Below are 15,291 nucleotides of genomic sequence, written 5' to 3' on the forward strand. Positions count from 1 at the left end.
GGCATGCGCGGTCGGGACGGCGCGCAGGGAGGGATGAATCGAGCAGGAAAGGATGACTGGATGCGAAGGCGCGCACGGCCCGCACATCCGCCGGAGCGCTATCGACGCGCAGGCTTCGCGCCTTCCCCGCCGTCATAAGCCAGCCGCAACCCGCCCCGTGCGCCCGACCGAGCAATCTCCGTCGGCGTCGCACCCAGCACGCGATTCATCCAGTTCGCCATGTGACTCTGGTGTGCAAACCCGGCTTCCAGCGCAATCTGGCTGATACTGAGCCGGCCTTCAAGCAGCAACGCCTTCGCCCGCTCCACCCGGCGCCGCACGACGTACTGGTGCACGGGCATCCCGAGCGTTTCGCGGAACAGCACCTTGAAATGTGGCACGCTGATCGACACGAGCGCCGCGAGTTCGGCCAGCGTCATGCGTCGGTCGAGGTTCGCTTCGACGTAGTCGATCACACGCGCGGCCGCCTTCGGTGCAAGCGTGCGCCTGCGTTCGCGGAACGCAGGCTGGCCGTCGACCAGCCGGGCGACGAGCGCCGTGCACAGGCTTTCCGCGTAGAGCGGATCCGACGCGTCGTCCGCTTCGAGTTCGGCGGCCATCGCCCATGCGATGTGCTGCAGGCGCGGGTCGCGCACCTGCAGTCGACGGCGGATCTGCGCCTGGGACGGCTTCAGTTCGAGTTGTTCGACGGTGCGCCGCACGAACGTGTCGCTGAGCATGATGTGCAGGATCCGGCAGTCAGCGCTGTCGGTCCACTGGCCGGGCAGGCCGGCCGGAATCACGTCGACGTCGCCGTGCGCCTGGATGCGCGACACGCGTTCGCCGTCGCACACGCAATCCGCGCGAACGGGCGACCCGATATGCACGCCGATCCGGTGATGCTCGGCCGCTGGAATCCGGTAGGTGCCCGCGCGGATTTCGAGCAGCGACGCGCCAAAGCCCTGCCAGCCGAGCCCGCGGCTGGAGCGCAGGCTGACCGGGACGCCGTTGTCCGCCGGCGCCGCGAGAATCGCATCGCTCATGGCCTTCCTCCCGTGGATGGGGATGTCGAACGCGCATTGTGACGCGTTTTCAGCCCGCCTGCCGGGCTGCCGGCGGCGCAACCGGGTCAAGCAGAAAAAGATCATCCGTTTCTGCTCGGGGCCATCCTTGCGTGCGCGCCGGCCGGCGCCACGGCGCTTACGATGGCCCCATCCGACACCTACGGAGACCGTCATGCCCCATTACTGCCCGCAACGCGCGGCGTTCATCGCGCGCTCGCCTTCCGCCGCCACCCGTCCGTTGTCCGGCCCCAGCGCCAACCGCACGGCCATCGTCATGTGGTGCCTGCGCCTCGTCGGCTGGTACCGGCTTGAACGGCTGCTCGCGTCGATCCCCGACAGCAACGACGATTTCGGGCTCGTCTGACCGGCCGCACGGCCGCATCGCCCGCCTACTTGCGCCGCCGCTCGTGCGACGCCACCGTCGCACCGTCGATCACCGGCGCACCCTGCTTGATCAGGAAATCGCGGAACAGCCCCGTCACCTGCGAGATTCGCCGGTCGGCGAGCGTGACCACATACCATTCGCGTTCGATCGGGTTGCCGGGGAACGGCAACTGCCCGAGCAGCCCGGTGCGCAGTTCGAGTGCACACGCGTGCAACGACAGGAACGCAACGCCGAGCCCGGCTTCGGCCATCTGCTTGATGGCCTCGTTGCTCGACAGTTCGGAGCCCACATGGAAGCGGTGGCCCGCGTTCTTGAACAGGCTCTCGACGGTCGAGCGCGTGCCGGCACCGCGTTCGCGCACGAGCAGATGCGCGGATTCGAGATCCTTCAGCGCGACGCGCTTGCGCTGCATCAGCGGATGGCCGGGCGCCGCGACGAACACCATTGGATGCTTCGCGAACTCGACCGCATGCGTACGCAGCTCCTTCGGCGCGCTGCCCATCACCGCGAGATCGATTTCATGCGTCGCGAGCATGCGGATGATGTCGTCGCGATTTCCAACCTTGAAATAAGTCTTCACATGCGGACGCGTCGCCGTGAATTTCACGAGCAGCGGCGGGATCAGGTACTCGGCCGTCGTGATCGCGCCGATCCGCAGCGTGCCGCCGAGGTCGCCCGTCAACGCGGCCACTTCATCGCCGGCCTCGCTCCACAGATGCAGGATCTCGCGCGCATAGCGCGACACGATCTCGCCGGCCGCGGTCAGCTGCACACCGCGCCCCACCCGCTGCAGCAACGCGGCGCCCACGGCCTCCTCGAGCAGGCGAACCTGCAGCGACACGGCCGGCTGCGTCAGGTTCAGCTCCTCGGCCGCGCGCGACACGCTGCCGAGCCGCGCAATCATGTCCAGCGCCTTCAGCTGCCGGAACGTCGCGGTCTTTCCTATAAGTGAATACATATGAGTCGCTTATAAACATTAAATTGTTCGAGTGGGTTCGAAACTATATCGTCGGTTCTTGAGCAATGTCATCCGAATCGTCATTCAGCGGGAGCCCAACATGGACAACACCACGCCCAACCTTGCAACGGACTGCGCACCGCGCCTGCCGCGCATCGTGATCGTCGGCGGCGGCGCCGGCGGCCTGCAGCTCGCAACGCGTCTCGGCGACACGATCGGACGTCGCGGCCAGGCCGACATCGTGCTCGTCGACCGCTACCCGACGCACTTCTGGAAGCCGCTGCTGCACGAAGCCGCATCGGGCCATCGCGATCCGGCCTCGCACACGATCGAATACGCGGCGCAGGCCAAGCGCCACGGCTTCCGTTTCGTGCAGGGCGCGCTGCAGCAGGTCGACCGCGCCGCGCGCACCGCGACGATCGCGGCCGTGCACGATGCGGACGGCACCGAAGTCCTGCCGCAGCGCGAACTCGGCTACGACGATCTCGTGCTCGCCGTCGGCAGCGTGACGAACTTCTTCAACGTGCCGGGCGCCGCGCGCCATGCGCTGCCGCTCGAGAACCTCGACCAGGCCGAGGATTTCCGCCGCAAGTTCCTCGCGGCCTGCACGAAGGCGAATCACGCCGCCGAGCAGCAACCGGCGCGGCGCGCGGCGCCGATCTGCATCAACGTGATCGGCGCGGGCGCGACGGGCGTCGAACTGGCGGCCGCACTGCGGCACGCGGTCCAGCAACTGACGACGTACCGCTTCAAGGCGCTGGTGTCGGCACGTGACGTGCACATCCGGCTGATCGAAGGCGGCCCGCGTATCCTGCCGGCGCTCGACGCGCGGCTGTCCGGCAAGATGCACGCGCAGTTGCGCGCGCTGAACGTCGACGTGCTGACCGATACGCGGGTGGCGGAAGTCGGTGCGGATGCGGTGACGACCGCCACCGGCGAGCGGCTCGCGAGCGACATCACGATCTGGGCGGCCGGCGTCGCCGGCCCCGCGATCCTGCGGGACATCGGCGAGCTCGCGCTCAACCGATCGAACCAGGTGATCGTGACCGACACGCTGCAGACGCCCGACGATCCTCACGTGTATGCCTTCGGCGACTGCGCGGCATGCCCGTCGACCGGTGCGAGCGGATTCCTGCCGCCGCGCGCGCAGGTCGCGCACCAGCAGGCCGTGTATCTGGTCAACGCATTCGCGCGGCGCATCGCCGGCAAGCCGGTGGCCGGCTTCACGTTCCACGATGCGGGCACCGTCGTGTCGCTCGGGCATGCGGGCGCCGTGTACCAGGCGGACATCAGCGTGCGTTCGCGCTCGCTGATCGTCGACGGGCTGGCGGCGATCGGACTGTACAAGTTCCTGTATCGCAAGCACCTGTTCAGCGTGGTCGGTGTGAAGCGCGCGCTGTTCCAGTCGCTGAGCCACTGGCTGCAAAGCCGCAACCAGCCGTCGATCAAGCTGCACTGAGCGACGACTCGCACGCAGCATCGCACAACGGCATATCGGGCGGCCACCGCTCGATATGCCGTTTTTTTATATGCATATGACGGTTGCATCCACAACGTGCGCGAGTTTGGTGCATCACATCGAAGGCGGTCGATGCGATGCATGTGGCACGAAAAATGTCGCGCGACACGCATCCCGCGCCGGTTCTGGCTCGCAACCCGATTCATTAGTTGAATCGTATGAGTCGGATATAAATATTAATTGGTCGCGCTTTCCGCATCCCCGCTAAGGTGTGTGGCATTCCCGTCGGCGAACGGATCATCACGTCTCTGAAGAGGAATCACCGTGGTTATCGAAGCCATCGTCACCCGTCTCGACGCAGCATTCGCACAGATCGAAGCAACACCGGATTCACGCGAATCGCGCCATCAGCGCGACGCGATCATCCAGTGGCTCGACCAGGCATCGGAAGAAGGATATCGGCTCGGTCTCGTCACGACGCTGCCAGCCGCGCGGCTCAGCGACATGTTCGAAGGCCAGTTCGGCCGTGCGAACCTCGACCGCTTCTCGGTCGTCGTCTCCGATGCCAATCAGCAGGACTCCGGATCAAATCAGCATCCTTTCGACGTCGCACTGCAAGCGCTCGGCGTGCCGCCCGAACGCGCGGTCGCGATCGCGAGCAGCGAACCGGAGCGCCGCGAAGCCGAGCATTTCGGTCTGTCGCGCTGCATGGACATCACCGACACCGTGCGCTCGATCGCATCGGCCGGGCTGCACTGATCGGGCGTTTTCCGCAAAGACGGCATCGTGCAGCCACCTGCGTGACTGCACGCGCTCCCGCCTGATAGACCCGGGATCGAACCGTCGAGATTGATGCACCTCTCGCGCAGTGTGCTCGCCAATATGCGCCAACGTATCGATCTTCGCCTGGAAGGCGACGGTCTGAGCGGGTAAACGCCGCAAGGATTCCTTTCTCGCCATCCCCTCGTCGCATCCCGGATCGACAGAACGGTGCACGTGCTGCGACCGATATGGGCGTACCAGTCGGCGCGCACGTCGATCACGATATCGCACGACGAGAGCGTGGCTCATCGGCTTACGTTGAACCGACGATTGCCTCCACCATACTGGGTTTATATTTTTCTCAAAAAGATCACCGATAGTGATCTTTTTTAACCTCATCCAAACCATTCTCAGCTTGGCGAAGGTTTGGAAAAAGTGTATTTTGATCACCACGAGTGCTTAAAATACCGGAAAATTGAACTCCCTGTTAGCCGATCTGAACGACACGAGTCTGGTGTCGAGCCGCTAGCTGCGGAGTCACGGCTACTCCAACAGCCTCGCAAGGGTATGACGGCCGAACCCGTTGAAGCCGATGTCTTGCTGGACATCCATACGCATCTGTTGTCGCGTGTAGCCGGGTGGCTGGATGAGCCCTCGTGTGCGTTCCTCCGATCCATCGAGAACGAGCAGCCGGAATTCGATCTGATAGGACTTCCGAACGCGGCCGATTTGCCGGCCATCTGACCCGACGTTCCGACGCCAAGCGTGCAGCGGATCGGAAACTGTTGGAGGAAACGCTGATGCGAATTACCGGTGCCAGACGATGATGTGGCGCCGGATGCGGGTCACGCAGCCCATACACTTCGATGCCCGCCCGCCACCTGCGGTTCAAGCAGCATCACCTCGATCCGTTCCTTGCCCTTCCCGGTGTTCTTGCGCTTGAGCGTCAGCATGCCGATCTCGCCGGTCGTCGCAGGATGCGTGCCGCCGCACGCCATCGTCGCAAAACCGTCGACCGTCCAGAAGCGGCGTTGCGCGTCGACATCGCTGAAGTCGGTCACGATGCGCAGGTCGCGCTTCGACAGGTCGGCCGCAGCCGACTCGATCTCCGGAAACAACGGCGACAGGCTCGTGTCGCTCGCGAAGTCGATGCGTGCCTTGTCCTGCGCGATATGCGCGCCGATGCGCTCGATACCGGGCCTGAGCCGGTAGACCAGTTGCAGCACCATTTCGGCCGCGAAGTGCAGGCGCATCAGCCGGTACCGGCGCGCCCAGTCGATGCGCCAGGTGACCGGATCCCCGACCCGCAGCGCATGGTCGTGCGGGAGCGTATAGGCGATGTCGAGGCCCTGCTTCTCGGCCCGGATGACCGGATAGTCGCCCAGCGATCCCGCATCGCTTTCCTGGCCGCCTGAAAACGCGAAGAAAATGGTCGCATCCACCCGCACACGTTCGCCGTCGACATGCGTGACGACGGTATCGAGCGTGGTCCGGTAGGGATCGTCCCAGAATACTTTCCTTGTCATCGCCCGCCACGCCTTTCGCCGAGGAAAGCCCCCAGCTTAGCCCGGGCGCGTCCCGGTTGCTTGTACGATCTTGCGCCCGGATCCCGTCGCGCCGCCGGCTGGCCCGGCACGCGGTGCCATTGCGCCTTCCTCGCCTTCCTCGTCTTCCTCGCCCTTGCGCTCGACGCTCCACGTATGGATCGGCCGATGCCCCGGCCGCTCCCACTCGGGCGGCATCCACAGGTGTTTCAACCGCTGCGGAACCGGCCCGGGTGCGAGCACGTCGCGCCACATGTCGACGAACTCGTGCACGTTCAGAATCAGGAAGTTATACGAACGAATCTGCTGCGTGATCCCGTAGTCGACCGGTTCCGTTTCCTCGACATACGTGCCGAACATGCGATCGAAAATGATCAGCACGCCGCCATAGTTCCTGTCGATATAACGCGGATTGCGGCCGTGATGCGCACGATGGTTCGACGGCGTGTCGAACACGTACTCGAACCAGCGCGGCAGCCGCCCGATCGCTTCGGTATGCACGAAGTACTGGTACGCGAGATCGACCGCGAGCAGGAACAGCACGACGGCCGGCGGAATGCCGAGCCACACGGGCGGCAGATAGAACACGAACACGCCGACGAACGCGTTCAGCAGGGACTGCCGCATCGCCGTCGTGAAGTTCATCACTTCGCCGCTGTGATGCGGCACGTGCGCGGACCAGAACCAGCGCACGCGGTGCGACGTACGATGAAACCAGTAGTAGCAGAATTCCACGAGGACGAAGATCGGCACGATCGTGAAGCCGTTCACCGGCACGTCGAACAGCCGGTGCCGATAGACCCACGCGAAGATCGCGCCCGTGAACAGGAGCCCCATCACGGTCTCGGCCACCTGATAGCCGGCGCCGAGCGACAGGTTCGCGACGATCTCCTTCCAGCGAAACGGTTCGCGGCGCCCGCGCCCGGTCATCACCGCATACTCGATCGCGAACGCGATCAGGAACACCGGCGTCATGCCGATCAGCAACACCTGCTTCCAGTCCACGTCGTTACCCAGGAACGCATGGAGCCACGTCATCAACTCGGTCGGCATGTCGGCAGCCTCGATCAGGAACTGCCGCGCAGTATGGTCGCGCACGGGTCAGCCCGCGTTGACACTTGCCGACGATTACTTGACACTTTCCGCCATGCCCGCCGCCTCTCCGCTCGCGACCCAGCGCGTCTACTACTCGAGCACCTACGTGCGGCTGCTGTTCGACTATCTGTCCGAGCAAGGCCAGGATGCAGCGCGCGTGCTCGGCGAGGCGCGACCGCCCGAGGACGATCGCGGGCTGACGCTGTATGCGAGCGCGCATTGGCGCGGCCTGCTCGAACGCGCGGTCGACGCGCTCGACGATCCGCTGCTCGGCCTGCACGTCGGCCAACGGATCACGCCCGCGCATCTCGGCGCACTCGGCTATGCGTTGCATGCGTGCCGCGACGCCGGCGCCGCGCTCGCGCGCTGGCAGCAATACGAACACCTGATCGCGAACGTCGCGCGCATGGAAGTGCGCGTCGAGGCGGCGTCGGTCGCGATCGAATGGCACGATGCGCCCGAACCGCTCGGCCCGCTCGTCGATGAAGTGGCGCTGACCGCGATCGTCCAGTTCGCGCGCAACATCACCGGCACGCGCAATGGGCCCGACGAAGTCTGCTTCGTGCATCCGTCACCGGGTGACGCACAGCCGTATGTCGACTACTTCGGCTGCCCGGTGCGGTTCGGCCAGCCGGTGAACCGGCTCGCGTTTCCATTGCACCTGCTCACGCAGCCGCTGCAACAGCCGGACGACGCGCTGCGGCACATGATGGAACGCCAGGCGAGCGCGCTGCTCGCCGAGCTGCGGCAGACCGACGACCTCGAACAGTCGGTGCGCGAAGCCGTCGCGCGCTTGTTGACGCAAGGCGAAGCCAGCATCGAGCAGATCGCGTCCGACCTGCATGTGTCGTCGCGCACGCTGCATCGCCGGCTGGCCGAACTCGGGCTGAACTACCGGATCCTGCGCGAGGACACGCGGCGGCGGCTCGCGATCGACCACTTGAACGACCCGCGGCTGACGCTGGCGGAAGTCGCCTGGCTGCTCGGCTATTCGGAGCACAGCGCATTCACGCGCGCCTTCCGGCGCTGGACCGGCGAATCGCCGCAGCAGTGGCGCAGCCGGCAGCCGGCGCGGCCGGCAAGCGTCGCACGCGGCTGACGAACTCGCGCCGGCTGGCGCGGTCGAACGAGCATCGCCGGAGAATCCTCATGAAACGCGTTGCCACTGCTGCTGTCCTGACCCTGCTCGCCGCCGTCAGCTTGTCGGCAACCGCTGGCGCACCGTCCGGCGCCACCGCGCCGGCTCCCGTTCAGGCGCCCGCGAAAAACTGCGTCCCGTCACGGGAGGCCATGCAGGACGTCCGCTCGCCGTCGAAGGCCCCGCCGATCCGCATCTGCGTCGGCGATTCCGATACGCAACTGAACCTGCCGTGGTTCCTGGCCGATGTCCTCACCGCGGTCGACACGCGCCAGTCACCCGGCGCCCTGCTTCACAAGATGCGCAACGATTTCTGAATCGCGGCGGGCGCCACCTGCCGCGCACCGCGCCTGCATCGCTCGTTCCGCGTCAGCAGCACCCACTCCTTTCGCTATCCTTTCGGATGTGCATGCGCCGGCACGTCGCCTAGAACGGCATTTCGCGGTAATGTTTCTTTTTGAGATTCAATCACAAAACTGCACCAATTTTTAATCAACAATATTTCGTAATAGCGCGTCACATCTTATACTTGCCGCGCACCATCCTCGTGCCAAGAGACGGTGTCTTTCGACCCGGCCGCATGACCATGCGGTCGGGGTTTTTTTCGGTGTGCCACGTCAATATAGATGCGCGGAATGCACTTGTTATTGACGCGCGCCGCCGGACCGCATGACCGATCTTGACGGAGCTGCCGCCGATGCCCGTCACGATCGTTGAACCGGCTTGCATCGCGATACCAATGCACGAGCCGGATCACCCGGACCGGGCATGACACGTGCGCGCCGCATGTGCACTCACCGGTTCGACTTGCCTCTCAATGCGTACAACATCAAAGGCAACCGCGGGAATGTCGGCGCTCATACCAGGCTCGAAGTCCGTTTTCCAGCGCAGCGGCGCGTGGCCGCGGATCGCCTTTTTCATCGCCGTAATCGTTTGCGTGCTCGTGCCCGCCTGCGCGATCGTGCTTGCAGACCGCTACGCGCGCGATACCGTCACCGCGCAGGAACGTGTCGTCGCGAACGACATCGTGGCCAAGGTGGACCGCATCCTCGACGGCGCTCGCCTGCGGCATGCGGACGAATTGAACGCGCTCGTCGGACGCCCCTGCGCGACGGTATTCCGGACGCTTGCCGAAGTGAGCACCCGCCTGCGCTACCTGCGCGCCGTCGGGCTGGTGAACGACGGTCGCGTCATGTGCTCGTCGGCCCTCGGCGCCATCGACCTGCCGCTCGACGCGTACACGCGTGAGCCCGAACCGGGCTCGACGATCGTCACGCTGCTGCGCCAGACGCCGTTTCAGCACGGCATCCCGGTGCTGGCCGTGTATCGCGCCACCGCGCATGGCGCGGGTGTCCTGTACCTGATCGAAGGCGACTACGTGGTCGACGCGCTCGCACCGAGCGCCCGCAACGGGACGGAAACCGCCACGCTGTCGATCGCCGGGTCGGGCCGTCTCGACCAGCAAGGAAAGTTCACGCCGGAATCGGGCGCGGGCCCCGCCGGCGGCACCGCGATTGCATCGCAACGCTGGCCGTTCACGGTGTCGGTTGGCGCGTCGGTTCAGTACGCATCGCACGTCCAGGGCCACTACCGGTTGATCGCCATGACGATCGTCCTGCTCGCCGACGGTCTCGTGATGGCCGCCTACCTGCTGGCGATGGCGCCGCGACGGCTGTTGCTGAAAGCCGTTCGCCACGCACTCAGTCACAACGAGTTTCATGTCGTGTACCAGCCGATCGTCGATGTGCAGACACGCAGGACGGTCGGCGTTGAAGCGTTGCTGCGCTGGCAGCATCCGAAGTGGGGGGCCATCAGCCCGTCCGTGTTCATCCCGCAGGTGGAAGCGAGCACGGTGCTGCCGAAGGTGACCGAATTCGTGCTGCGAACGGCCGTGTCCGAACTCACCGCGCTGACGCCGTCCGCGCCGCTGCGCATCGCGGTGAACATCGCGCCGAAGGATCTCGAGCGCGCGCGGTTCGTGGCCGTCGTCGAGGAGGCGATCCACGCGCTGCCGCCCGGCTTCACGCTGGTGCTCGAAGTGACCGAACGCATCCTGCTCGAAAAGAATGCGCGGACCACCGAAATATTCCATGCACTGCGGTCGAAAGGCGCGAAGTTCGCGATCGACGATTTCGGCACGCATCACAGCAATCTCGACATGCTGTCGCGCTTCCCGTTCGACTACGTGAAGATCGACCGGCAGTTCGTCGCGCAGCTGAACGGCGGCGGTGCAGGGCTGATCGAGGGAATCGCGGCCGTCGCGCATCACTACGACCTGAAGATCATCGCGGAAGGCGTGGAGACGGAGGCGCAGCATCGCGCGCTGCGCACGGTCGGGATTCAGTATGCGCAGGGCTTTCTGTATCGGCGGCCGCAGCGCGCGGAAAGCCTGAAACGCGATTTCGGGTGGGCGTCGGCATAGCGGCGACGCCGCACGCTCAATCCTGCGCGACCGTCGCCGGCTCGACACCGGCCGCTTGCGGACGATACCCGAGCCGCGCGGAAATTGCCTGACCGGCTTCCTTCAGCAGTGCGACGTAATGCGCTTTCGTGTCCGCGCCGCAACGCATCGTCGGGAACGACAGCGACAACCCCGCGATCACGCGATCGAAACGGTCGAACACGGGCACTGCGAGACACAGCAGGCCGTCTTCCTGTTCCTCGTTGTCTTCGCCGTAGCCCTGCTGCCGTACGTGCGGCAGGATGCTCATCACCGCATCCGCCGACGCGAGCGTCTTCGCGGTCGACTTCCTGAACTCGATGCCTGCCAGCACCGCACGCGCTTCGTCGGGCGTCATCCACGCGAGCAGCACCTTGCCGATCGCCGTGCTGTACAGCGGATTGCGCCGGCCGATCCGCGACTGCATGCGCAGCCCGTAATCGGCGTCGATCTTGTGGATGTAGATGATCGCGTCCTCGTCGAACGCGCCGAGATGCACGGCTTCGCGCGTCAGCTGCCCGATACGGCGCATCTCGAGATCGGCCTCGCGCACGAGGTCCACGCTTTCCAGCGCCTTGCTGCCCAGCTCGAACAGCCGGATCGTCAACCGGTAGCGGTCGGTCTCGCCTTCTTGCGCGACGTAGCCGAGCGCCTTCAGCGTCTGCAGGAAGCGATGAACCGTCGTCTTCGACATGCCGAGATGCTGCGACAGCTCGCTGATGCCGATCTCGCGGCGATCGCCGAGCGCGGCGAGGATCGTGAAGACCTTGCCGACGGCCGCGACCGAATCGGCCTTTTCGGCGCCCCCTGCCGCCGACGTGTCGGCTTCGGCTCCCTGGTTCGCCTGATCGCCTTTGCGCTGCCTGGGCGTTGCTGTCATGTCCGTGAATCCGTGAGTGCGAATCGGGAGAGCATAACGCGTCCGCCGCGCGGCACGGTCAGCGCGCGAGCCACCCGCCGTCGACGGCGAGCGTGTGACCGTGCACGTAGTCCGACGCACGTGACGCGAGAAACACGGCCGCGCCCGCGAGATCGTCGGGCACGCCCCAGCGGCCGGCCGGGATGCGGCCGAGGATTTCGTCGCTGCGCCGGCTGTCCTCGCGCAATTGCGCGGTGTTGTCGGTTTCCATATAGCCGGGCGCGATCGCGTTCACGTTGATCCCGCGCGCGGCCCATTCGTTCGCGAGCAGACGCGTCAGCCCCAGCACGCCGCTTTTCGACGCCGTGTACGACGGCACGCGGATACCACCCTGGAACGACAGCATCGACGCGACGTTCACGATCTTGCCGCCGCGCCCCTGCCGCACCATCTGCCGCGCGACGGCCTGCGACAGGAAGAACACGCTCTTCAGGTTCACGTCGATCACGGCGTCCCAGTCGGCTTCGGTGAATTCGAGTGCATCGCAACGGCGGATCATGCCCGCGTTGTTGACGAGGATGTCGACGTGGCCAAACGCATCGACCGCGCCGCCGACGATCCGCTCGACCGGTTCGAGCGTCGACAGATCGGCGCGCACGTCGACGAAGCGCCGGCCGGCCGCCTCGACGCGCGCCGATGTCTCGGCAGGCGCCGAACGGTTCGCGCCGACTATGTCGCACCCGGCCGACGCGAGCGCGACGGCCATCGCCGCGCCGAGCCCCGTGTTGCAGCCGGTGACGATCGCGACCTTGCCGGTCAGGTCGAACAGGCCGGCGAGCGCGGTGCGCGCGTCGGTGGCAGGAAGCTCGGGCGTATCGCGTTTCATGATGTCAGCGCAGGTCGGCAACGGCGATGTGATCCATGTCCTTGAACACCTGGTTCTCGCCGACCATCCCCCAGATGAACGTGTACGCCTTCGTGCCGACGCCCGAATGGATCGACCAGCTCGGCGAGATCACCGCCTGCTCGTTGTGCACGACGACGTGGCGCGTTTCCTGCGGCTCGCCGAGCATGTGGAACACGGCCGCGTCGTCGGCGAGGTTGAAGTAGAAATACACCTCCATCCGGCGCTCGTGCGTGTGGCACGGCATCGTGTTCCACAGGCTGCCGGGCTCGAGTTTGGTCATCCCCATCGACAACTGGCAGGTGGGCAGCACGTCGGGCACGATGAACTTGTAGATCGTGCGGCGATTGCTCGTGGCCGCATCGCCGAGCGTTTCGGGCGACGCCTGCGCGAGCGTGATCGTGCGTGTCGGATAGGCCGTGTGCGCGGGCGCGCAGTTCAGGTAGAACTTCGCGGGATGCGTGCGATCGTCGCTGCCGAACACGACGCCCTGCCCGCCTTGCCCGATGTAGATCGCCTCTTCGGTGCCCACCGCGTGACGCTGCCCGTCGACCTCGACCCAGCCGGGCCCGCCGATGTTGATCGCGCCCAGTTCGCGCCGCTCCAGCAGATGGCTCACGCCCATCGCCGCACCGAGCGACGCGGGCACCTCGACCGGCCGCGTGGCAGGCCACGCGCCGCCGACGATGATCCGGTCGATGTGGCTGTAGGTGAGCGACAGCGCGTCCGGCGCGAATACGTTCTCCACCAGGAAATGCCGGCGCAGGCCGGCCGTATCGAGCGTCTTCGCGTGTTCGCCGTGTATGCCCTGTCGCACTTCCATGCCGGTTCTCCGTGGGGATTGAATGTGCCGCCAGCCTCCGCAACGGCGGCGGTCATACGATGAATTGAAGCACAGATTCCACAAATACGGAACGTCGATCCGAAAACAAAGCGCGGCGCAAAACCCCTTAAATTTCCTTTTTTATCAGCAATTTATGCCGATACGGGTATACGACTACCCATCAATTTATCAAAATCGGACCATCGTTCCGAATCATGTTCTATAGTCAGTCAGCAGACATCATTCGACAACGGGACGCATCGACGTCCACGGAGGAGACGTGAAGCTGAAACAGGCCATCGACCGCATTCCTGGCGGGCTCATGCTGGTCCCGATGCTGCTCGGCGCGTGCGTGCACACGTTCGCGCCGAACGCCGGGAAGTACTTCGGCTCGTTCACCAACGGCCTGATCGCGGGCACGGTGCCGATCCTCGCCGTCTGGTTCTTCTGCATGGGCGCGACGATCAACCTGCGCGCGACCGGTGTCGTGCTGCGCAAATCCGGCACGCTGCTCGCGACGAAGATCGTGGTCGCCTGGCTTGCGACCGTGATCGCCGCGCAGTTCATCCCCGACGAAGGCATCCGCACGGGCCTCTTCGCGGGCCTGTCGCTGCTCGCGATCACGACGTCGATGGACATGACCAACGGCGGCCTCTATGCGGCCGTGATGCAGCAGTACGGCAGCAAGGAAGAAGCCGGCGCGTTCGTGCTGATGTCGATCGAATCGGGGCCGCTCGTCAGCATGCTGATCCTCGGCGCGGCCGGTGTCGCGGTGTTCGAGACGCGGCTGTTCGTCGGCGCGGTGCTGCCGTTCCTGATCGGCTTCACGCTCGGCAACCTCGATGAAGACCTGCGTGAGCTGTTCGGGCGCTGCGTGCATCCGCTGATCCCGTTCTTCGGCTTCGCGCTCGGCAACGGCATCGATCTCAACGTGATCGCGAAGAGCGGACTGCCGGGCATCGCGCTCGGGCTCGCGGTGATCGTCGTGACGGGTGTGCCGCTGATTCTGGCGGACAAGTTGCTTGGCGGCGGTAACGGAACCGCCGGGCTTGCCGCGTCGTCGACGGCCGGCGCCGCGGTCGCAAACCCGGCGATCATCGGCGAGATGATTCCGAAGTTCAAACCGATGGTGCCGGCCGCGACGGCGATCGTCGCGACGGCTTGCCTCGTGACGGCGATTCTCGTACCGATCTTGACGGCGATATGGGCGAAGCGGGCTGCGAGATTGTCAGGGATACCGATTATCGTTTCGGCGCGGGCGGGGCATGGCGCACCGATCGAACATGAGGGGCATGTTTGACGAGGACGGTTCGAGCCTGCGTTTCAGGCGCCCGCTTCGGCGCCGATCAATGTTCGATTGCACAAAAAACCCGGGAAATCGATGCGTTTCCCGGGTTTTTTGTTCGTTGATGTTTGCGCGGACTCTGTCGCATCCGCGGCGCGTCAGTCGAACGTACGCACGATGGCGGACGCCTTGTTTGCAATCAGCCAACTGCCTTCCACCTTGTGTATGGCGAAGTGATCGTTGAACAGCCTGTTTCCGATCCGCACTCGTACCGTGGCCGTTGAAAGGCTGTCCGAAATGTTCTCCATCGAGAGGATCGCCTCGTCTCTTGGTGCGCCGGTTGAGCGGGGACTCGGCCTCCCGTTGATGAGCGCCGCATACTCCGACGATGACAGGGTGCGCAGCCGGCCTTCATCCAGCCACTGAATCAGGCAGCTCGGGTGAAAGACCTTGTTGAATTCACGGCTCTGCGGCTCATAAGCCAAATTGAAATAATCCTCGATCAAGGCGACGACGGCTTGGGTCTGGGTCATGACTGGCTTTCCTCGGTAGTGAACGGCTCGTATAGTGAGCGATCGTCCTCGCCTCGGATACGG

The 15,291-nt window shown here is 65.1% G+C and carries 17 protein-coding genes; 8 read left to right on the forward strand and 9 right to left on the reverse strand.

The window, feature by feature from the left end; translation table 11 throughout:
- Positions 1–98 precede the first annotated feature (98 nt).
- A complete protein-coding gene (locus U5809_RS20440; protein WP_322087888.1) occupies positions 99–1,022 on the reverse strand; it encodes an AraC family transcriptional regulator in 924 nt (307 codons plus the stop codon).
- A 193-nt stretch (positions 1,023–1,215) separates the two neighbouring features.
- Between U5809_RS20440 and U5809_RS20445 the strand changes: the two genes are divergently transcribed.
- Positions 1,216–1,407 (forward strand): hypothetical protein, encoded by a 192-nt coding sequence (locus U5809_RS20445; protein ID WP_322087889.1) that lies wholly within the window; start codon positions 1,216–1,218, stop codon positions 1,405–1,407.
- Between the two features lie 25 nt (positions 1,408–1,432).
- On the opposite strand, the gene U5809_RS20450 is transcribed toward U5809_RS20445, so the two are convergent.
- Entirely contained in the window at positions 1,433–2,386 is a 954-nt protein-coding gene (locus U5809_RS20450; RefSeq protein ID WP_126368243.1) for a LysR family transcriptional regulator, read from the reverse strand.
- 100 nt (positions 2,387–2,486) lie between these two features.
- Between U5809_RS20450 and U5809_RS20455 the strand changes: the two genes are divergently transcribed.
- The 3 genes from U5809_RS20455 to U5809_RS20465 all read left to right on the forward strand — a co-directional run bounded on the left by U5809_RS20455 (position 2,487) and on the right by U5809_RS20465 (position 5,351).
- The gene (locus U5809_RS20455; RefSeq protein WP_322087890.1) at positions 2,487–3,845 is read left to right on the forward strand and encodes an NAD(P)/FAD-dependent oxidoreductase; all 1,359 of its coding nucleotides are present in this window, start codon (positions 2,487–2,489) and stop codon (positions 3,843–3,845) included.
- A gap of 324 nt (positions 3,846–4,169) precedes the next feature.
- Positions 4,170–4,604, forward strand: a complete 435-nt coding sequence (locus tag U5809_RS20460) for a phosphatase (RefSeq protein ID WP_322087891.1) — start codon at positions 4,170–4,172, stop codon at positions 4,602–4,604.
- 570 nt (positions 4,605–5,174) lie between these two features.
- The gene (locus U5809_RS20465) at positions 5,175–5,351 is read left to right on the forward strand and encodes a hypothetical protein (RefSeq protein WP_322087892.1); all 177 of its coding nucleotides are present in this window, start codon (positions 5,175–5,177) and stop codon (positions 5,349–5,351) included.
- Between the two features lie 101 nt (positions 5,352–5,452).
- Here the strand turns inward: U5809_RS20465 and U5809_RS20470 are convergent, their stop codons facing one another.
- Together U5809_RS20470 and U5809_RS20475 are read right to left on the reverse strand one after the other, a co-directional pair.
- Positions 5,453–6,133 carry an alanyl-tRNA editing protein gene (locus tag U5809_RS20470; protein ID WP_322087893.1) on the reverse strand — a complete coding sequence of 227 codons (681 nt, stop codon included), beginning with the start codon at positions 6,131–6,133 and terminating at the stop codon, positions 5,453–5,455.
- A 36-nt stretch (positions 6,134–6,169) separates the two neighbouring features.
- Positions 6,170–7,204: a sterol desaturase family protein gene (locus U5809_RS20475; protein ID WP_322087975.1), complete on the reverse strand. Its 1,035-nt coding sequence runs from the start codon at positions 7,202–7,204 to the stop codon at positions 6,170–6,172.
- 94 nt (positions 7,205–7,298) lie between these two features.
- Between U5809_RS20475 and U5809_RS20480 the strand changes: the two genes are divergently transcribed.
- Together U5809_RS20480 and U5809_RS20485 are read left to right on the forward strand one after the other, a co-directional pair.
- Entirely contained in the window at positions 7,299–8,345 is a 1,047-nt protein-coding gene (locus U5809_RS20480) for an AraC family transcriptional regulator (protein ID WP_322087894.1), read from the forward strand.
- Positions 8,346–8,395: 50 nt separating this feature from the next.
- Positions 8,396–8,701 (forward strand): hypothetical protein, encoded by a 306-nt coding sequence (locus U5809_RS20485; RefSeq protein ID WP_322087895.1) that lies wholly within the window; start codon positions 8,396–8,398, stop codon positions 8,699–8,701.
- Between the two features lie 436 nt (positions 8,702–9,137).
- Here the strand turns inward: U5809_RS20485 and U5809_RS20490 are convergent, their stop codons facing one another.
- On the reverse strand, positions 9,138–9,305 hold the full coding sequence (locus U5809_RS20490) for a hypothetical protein (protein WP_322087979.1): 168 nt from the start codon (positions 9,303–9,305) through the stop codon (positions 9,138–9,140).
- Between U5809_RS20490 and U5809_RS20495 the strand changes: the two genes are divergently transcribed.
- A complete protein-coding gene (locus U5809_RS20495; protein WP_322087896.1) occupies positions 9,232–10,806 on the forward strand; it encodes an EAL domain-containing protein in 1,575 nt (524 codons plus the stop codon). The genes U5809_RS20490 and U5809_RS20495 overlap by 74 nt on opposite strands.
- Positions 10,807–10,822: 16 nt before the next feature.
- On the opposite strand, the gene kdgR is transcribed toward U5809_RS20495, so the two are convergent.
- Genes kdgR through kduI form a run of 3 tightly spaced genes read right to left on the reverse strand, consistent with a single transcriptional unit; the run spans position 10,823 to position 13,410 of the window.
- Positions 10,823–11,704, reverse strand: coding sequence for a DNA-binding transcriptional regulator KdgR (kdgR, locus tag U5809_RS20500; protein ID WP_322087897.1), 882 nt, complete (start codon positions 11,702–11,704; stop codon positions 10,823–10,825).
- Between the two features lie 58 nt (positions 11,705–11,762).
- A complete protein-coding gene (kduD, locus tag U5809_RS20505; RefSeq protein ID WP_322087898.1) occupies positions 11,763–12,569 on the reverse strand; it encodes a 2-dehydro-3-deoxy-D-gluconate 5-dehydrogenase KduD in 807 nt (268 codons plus the stop codon).
- A 4-nt stretch (positions 12,570–12,573) separates the two neighbouring features.
- Entirely contained in the window at positions 12,574–13,410 is an 837-nt protein-coding gene (gene kduI / locus U5809_RS20510; protein ID WP_322087899.1) for a 5-dehydro-4-deoxy-D-glucuronate isomerase, read from the reverse strand.
- A 280-nt stretch (positions 13,411–13,690) separates the two neighbouring features.
- Here kduI and kdgT point away from each other — a divergent pair, with 280 nt between their 5' ends.
- On the forward strand, positions 13,691–14,710 hold the full coding sequence (gene kdgT, locus U5809_RS20515; RefSeq protein WP_322087900.1) for a 2-keto-3-deoxygluconate transporter: 1,020 nt from the start codon (positions 13,691–13,693) through the stop codon (positions 14,708–14,710).
- Positions 14,711–14,853: 143 nt separating this feature from the next.
- Here kdgT and U5809_RS20520 read toward each other — a convergent pair whose 3' ends face one another.
- Entirely contained in the window at positions 14,854–15,228 is a 375-nt protein-coding gene (locus U5809_RS20520; RefSeq protein WP_322087901.1) for a nuclear transport factor 2 family protein, read from the reverse strand.
- Between the last annotated feature and the right edge of the window lie 63 nt (positions 15,229–15,291).

Source organism: Burkholderia sp. BCC1999, from assembly GCF_905339975.1.
Classification (GTDB): Bacteria; Pseudomonadota; Gammaproteobacteria; order Burkholderiales; family Burkholderiaceae; genus Burkholderia.

Coding starts and splice junctions, on each gene's coding strand:
- U5809_RS20440 (WP_322087888.1), bottom strand. CDS start 1,022: ATGAGCGATGCGATTCTCGCGGCGCCGGCGGACAACGGCGTCCCGGTC.
- U5809_RS20445 (WP_322087889.1), top strand. CDS start 1,216: ATGCCCCATTACTGCCCGCAACGCGCGGCGTTCATCGCGCGCTCGCCT.
- U5809_RS20450 (WP_126368243.1), bottom strand. CDS start 2,386: ATGTATTCACTTATAGGAAAGACCGCGACGTTCCGGCAGCTGAAGGCG.
- U5809_RS20455 (WP_322087890.1), top strand. CDS start 2,487: ATGGACAACACCACGCCCAACCTTGCAACGGACTGCGCACCGCGCCTG.
- U5809_RS20465 (WP_322087892.1), top strand. CDS start 5,175: ATGACGGCCGAACCCGTTGAAGCCGATGTCTTGCTGGACATCCATACG.
- U5809_RS20470 (WP_322087893.1), bottom strand. CDS start 6,133: ATGACAAGGAAAGTATTCTGGGACGATCCCTACCGGACCACGCTCGAT.
- U5809_RS20475 (WP_322087975.1), bottom strand. CDS start 7,204: ATGCCGACCGAGTTGATGACGTGGCTCCATGCGTTCCTGGGTAACGAC.
- U5809_RS20480 (WP_322087894.1), top strand. CDS start 7,299: ATGCCCGCCGCCTCTCCGCTCGCGACCCAGCGCGTCTACTACTCGAGC.
- U5809_RS20485 (WP_322087895.1), top strand. CDS start 8,396: ATGAAACGCGTTGCCACTGCTGCTGTCCTGACCCTGCTCGCCGCCGTC.
- U5809_RS20495 (WP_322087896.1), top strand. CDS start 9,232: ATGTCGGCGCTCATACCAGGCTCGAAGTCCGTTTTCCAGCGCAGCGGC.
- U5809_RS20490 (WP_322087979.1), bottom strand. CDS start 9,305: ATGAAAAAGGCGATCCGCGGCCACGCGCCGCTGCGCTGGAAAACGGAC.
- kdgR (WP_322087897.1), bottom strand. CDS start 11,704: ATGACAGCAACGCCCAGGCAGCGCAAAGGCGATCAGGCGAACCAGGGA.
- kduD (WP_322087898.1), bottom strand. CDS start 12,569: ATGAAACGCGATACGCCCGAGCTTCCTGCCACCGACGCGCGCACCGCG.
- kduI (WP_322087899.1), bottom strand. CDS start 13,410: ATGGAAGTGCGACAGGGCATACACGGCGAACACGCGAAGACGCTCGAT.
- U5809_RS20520 (WP_322087901.1), bottom strand. CDS start 15,228: ATGACCCAGACCCAAGCCGTCGTCGCCTTGATCGAGGATTATTTCAAT.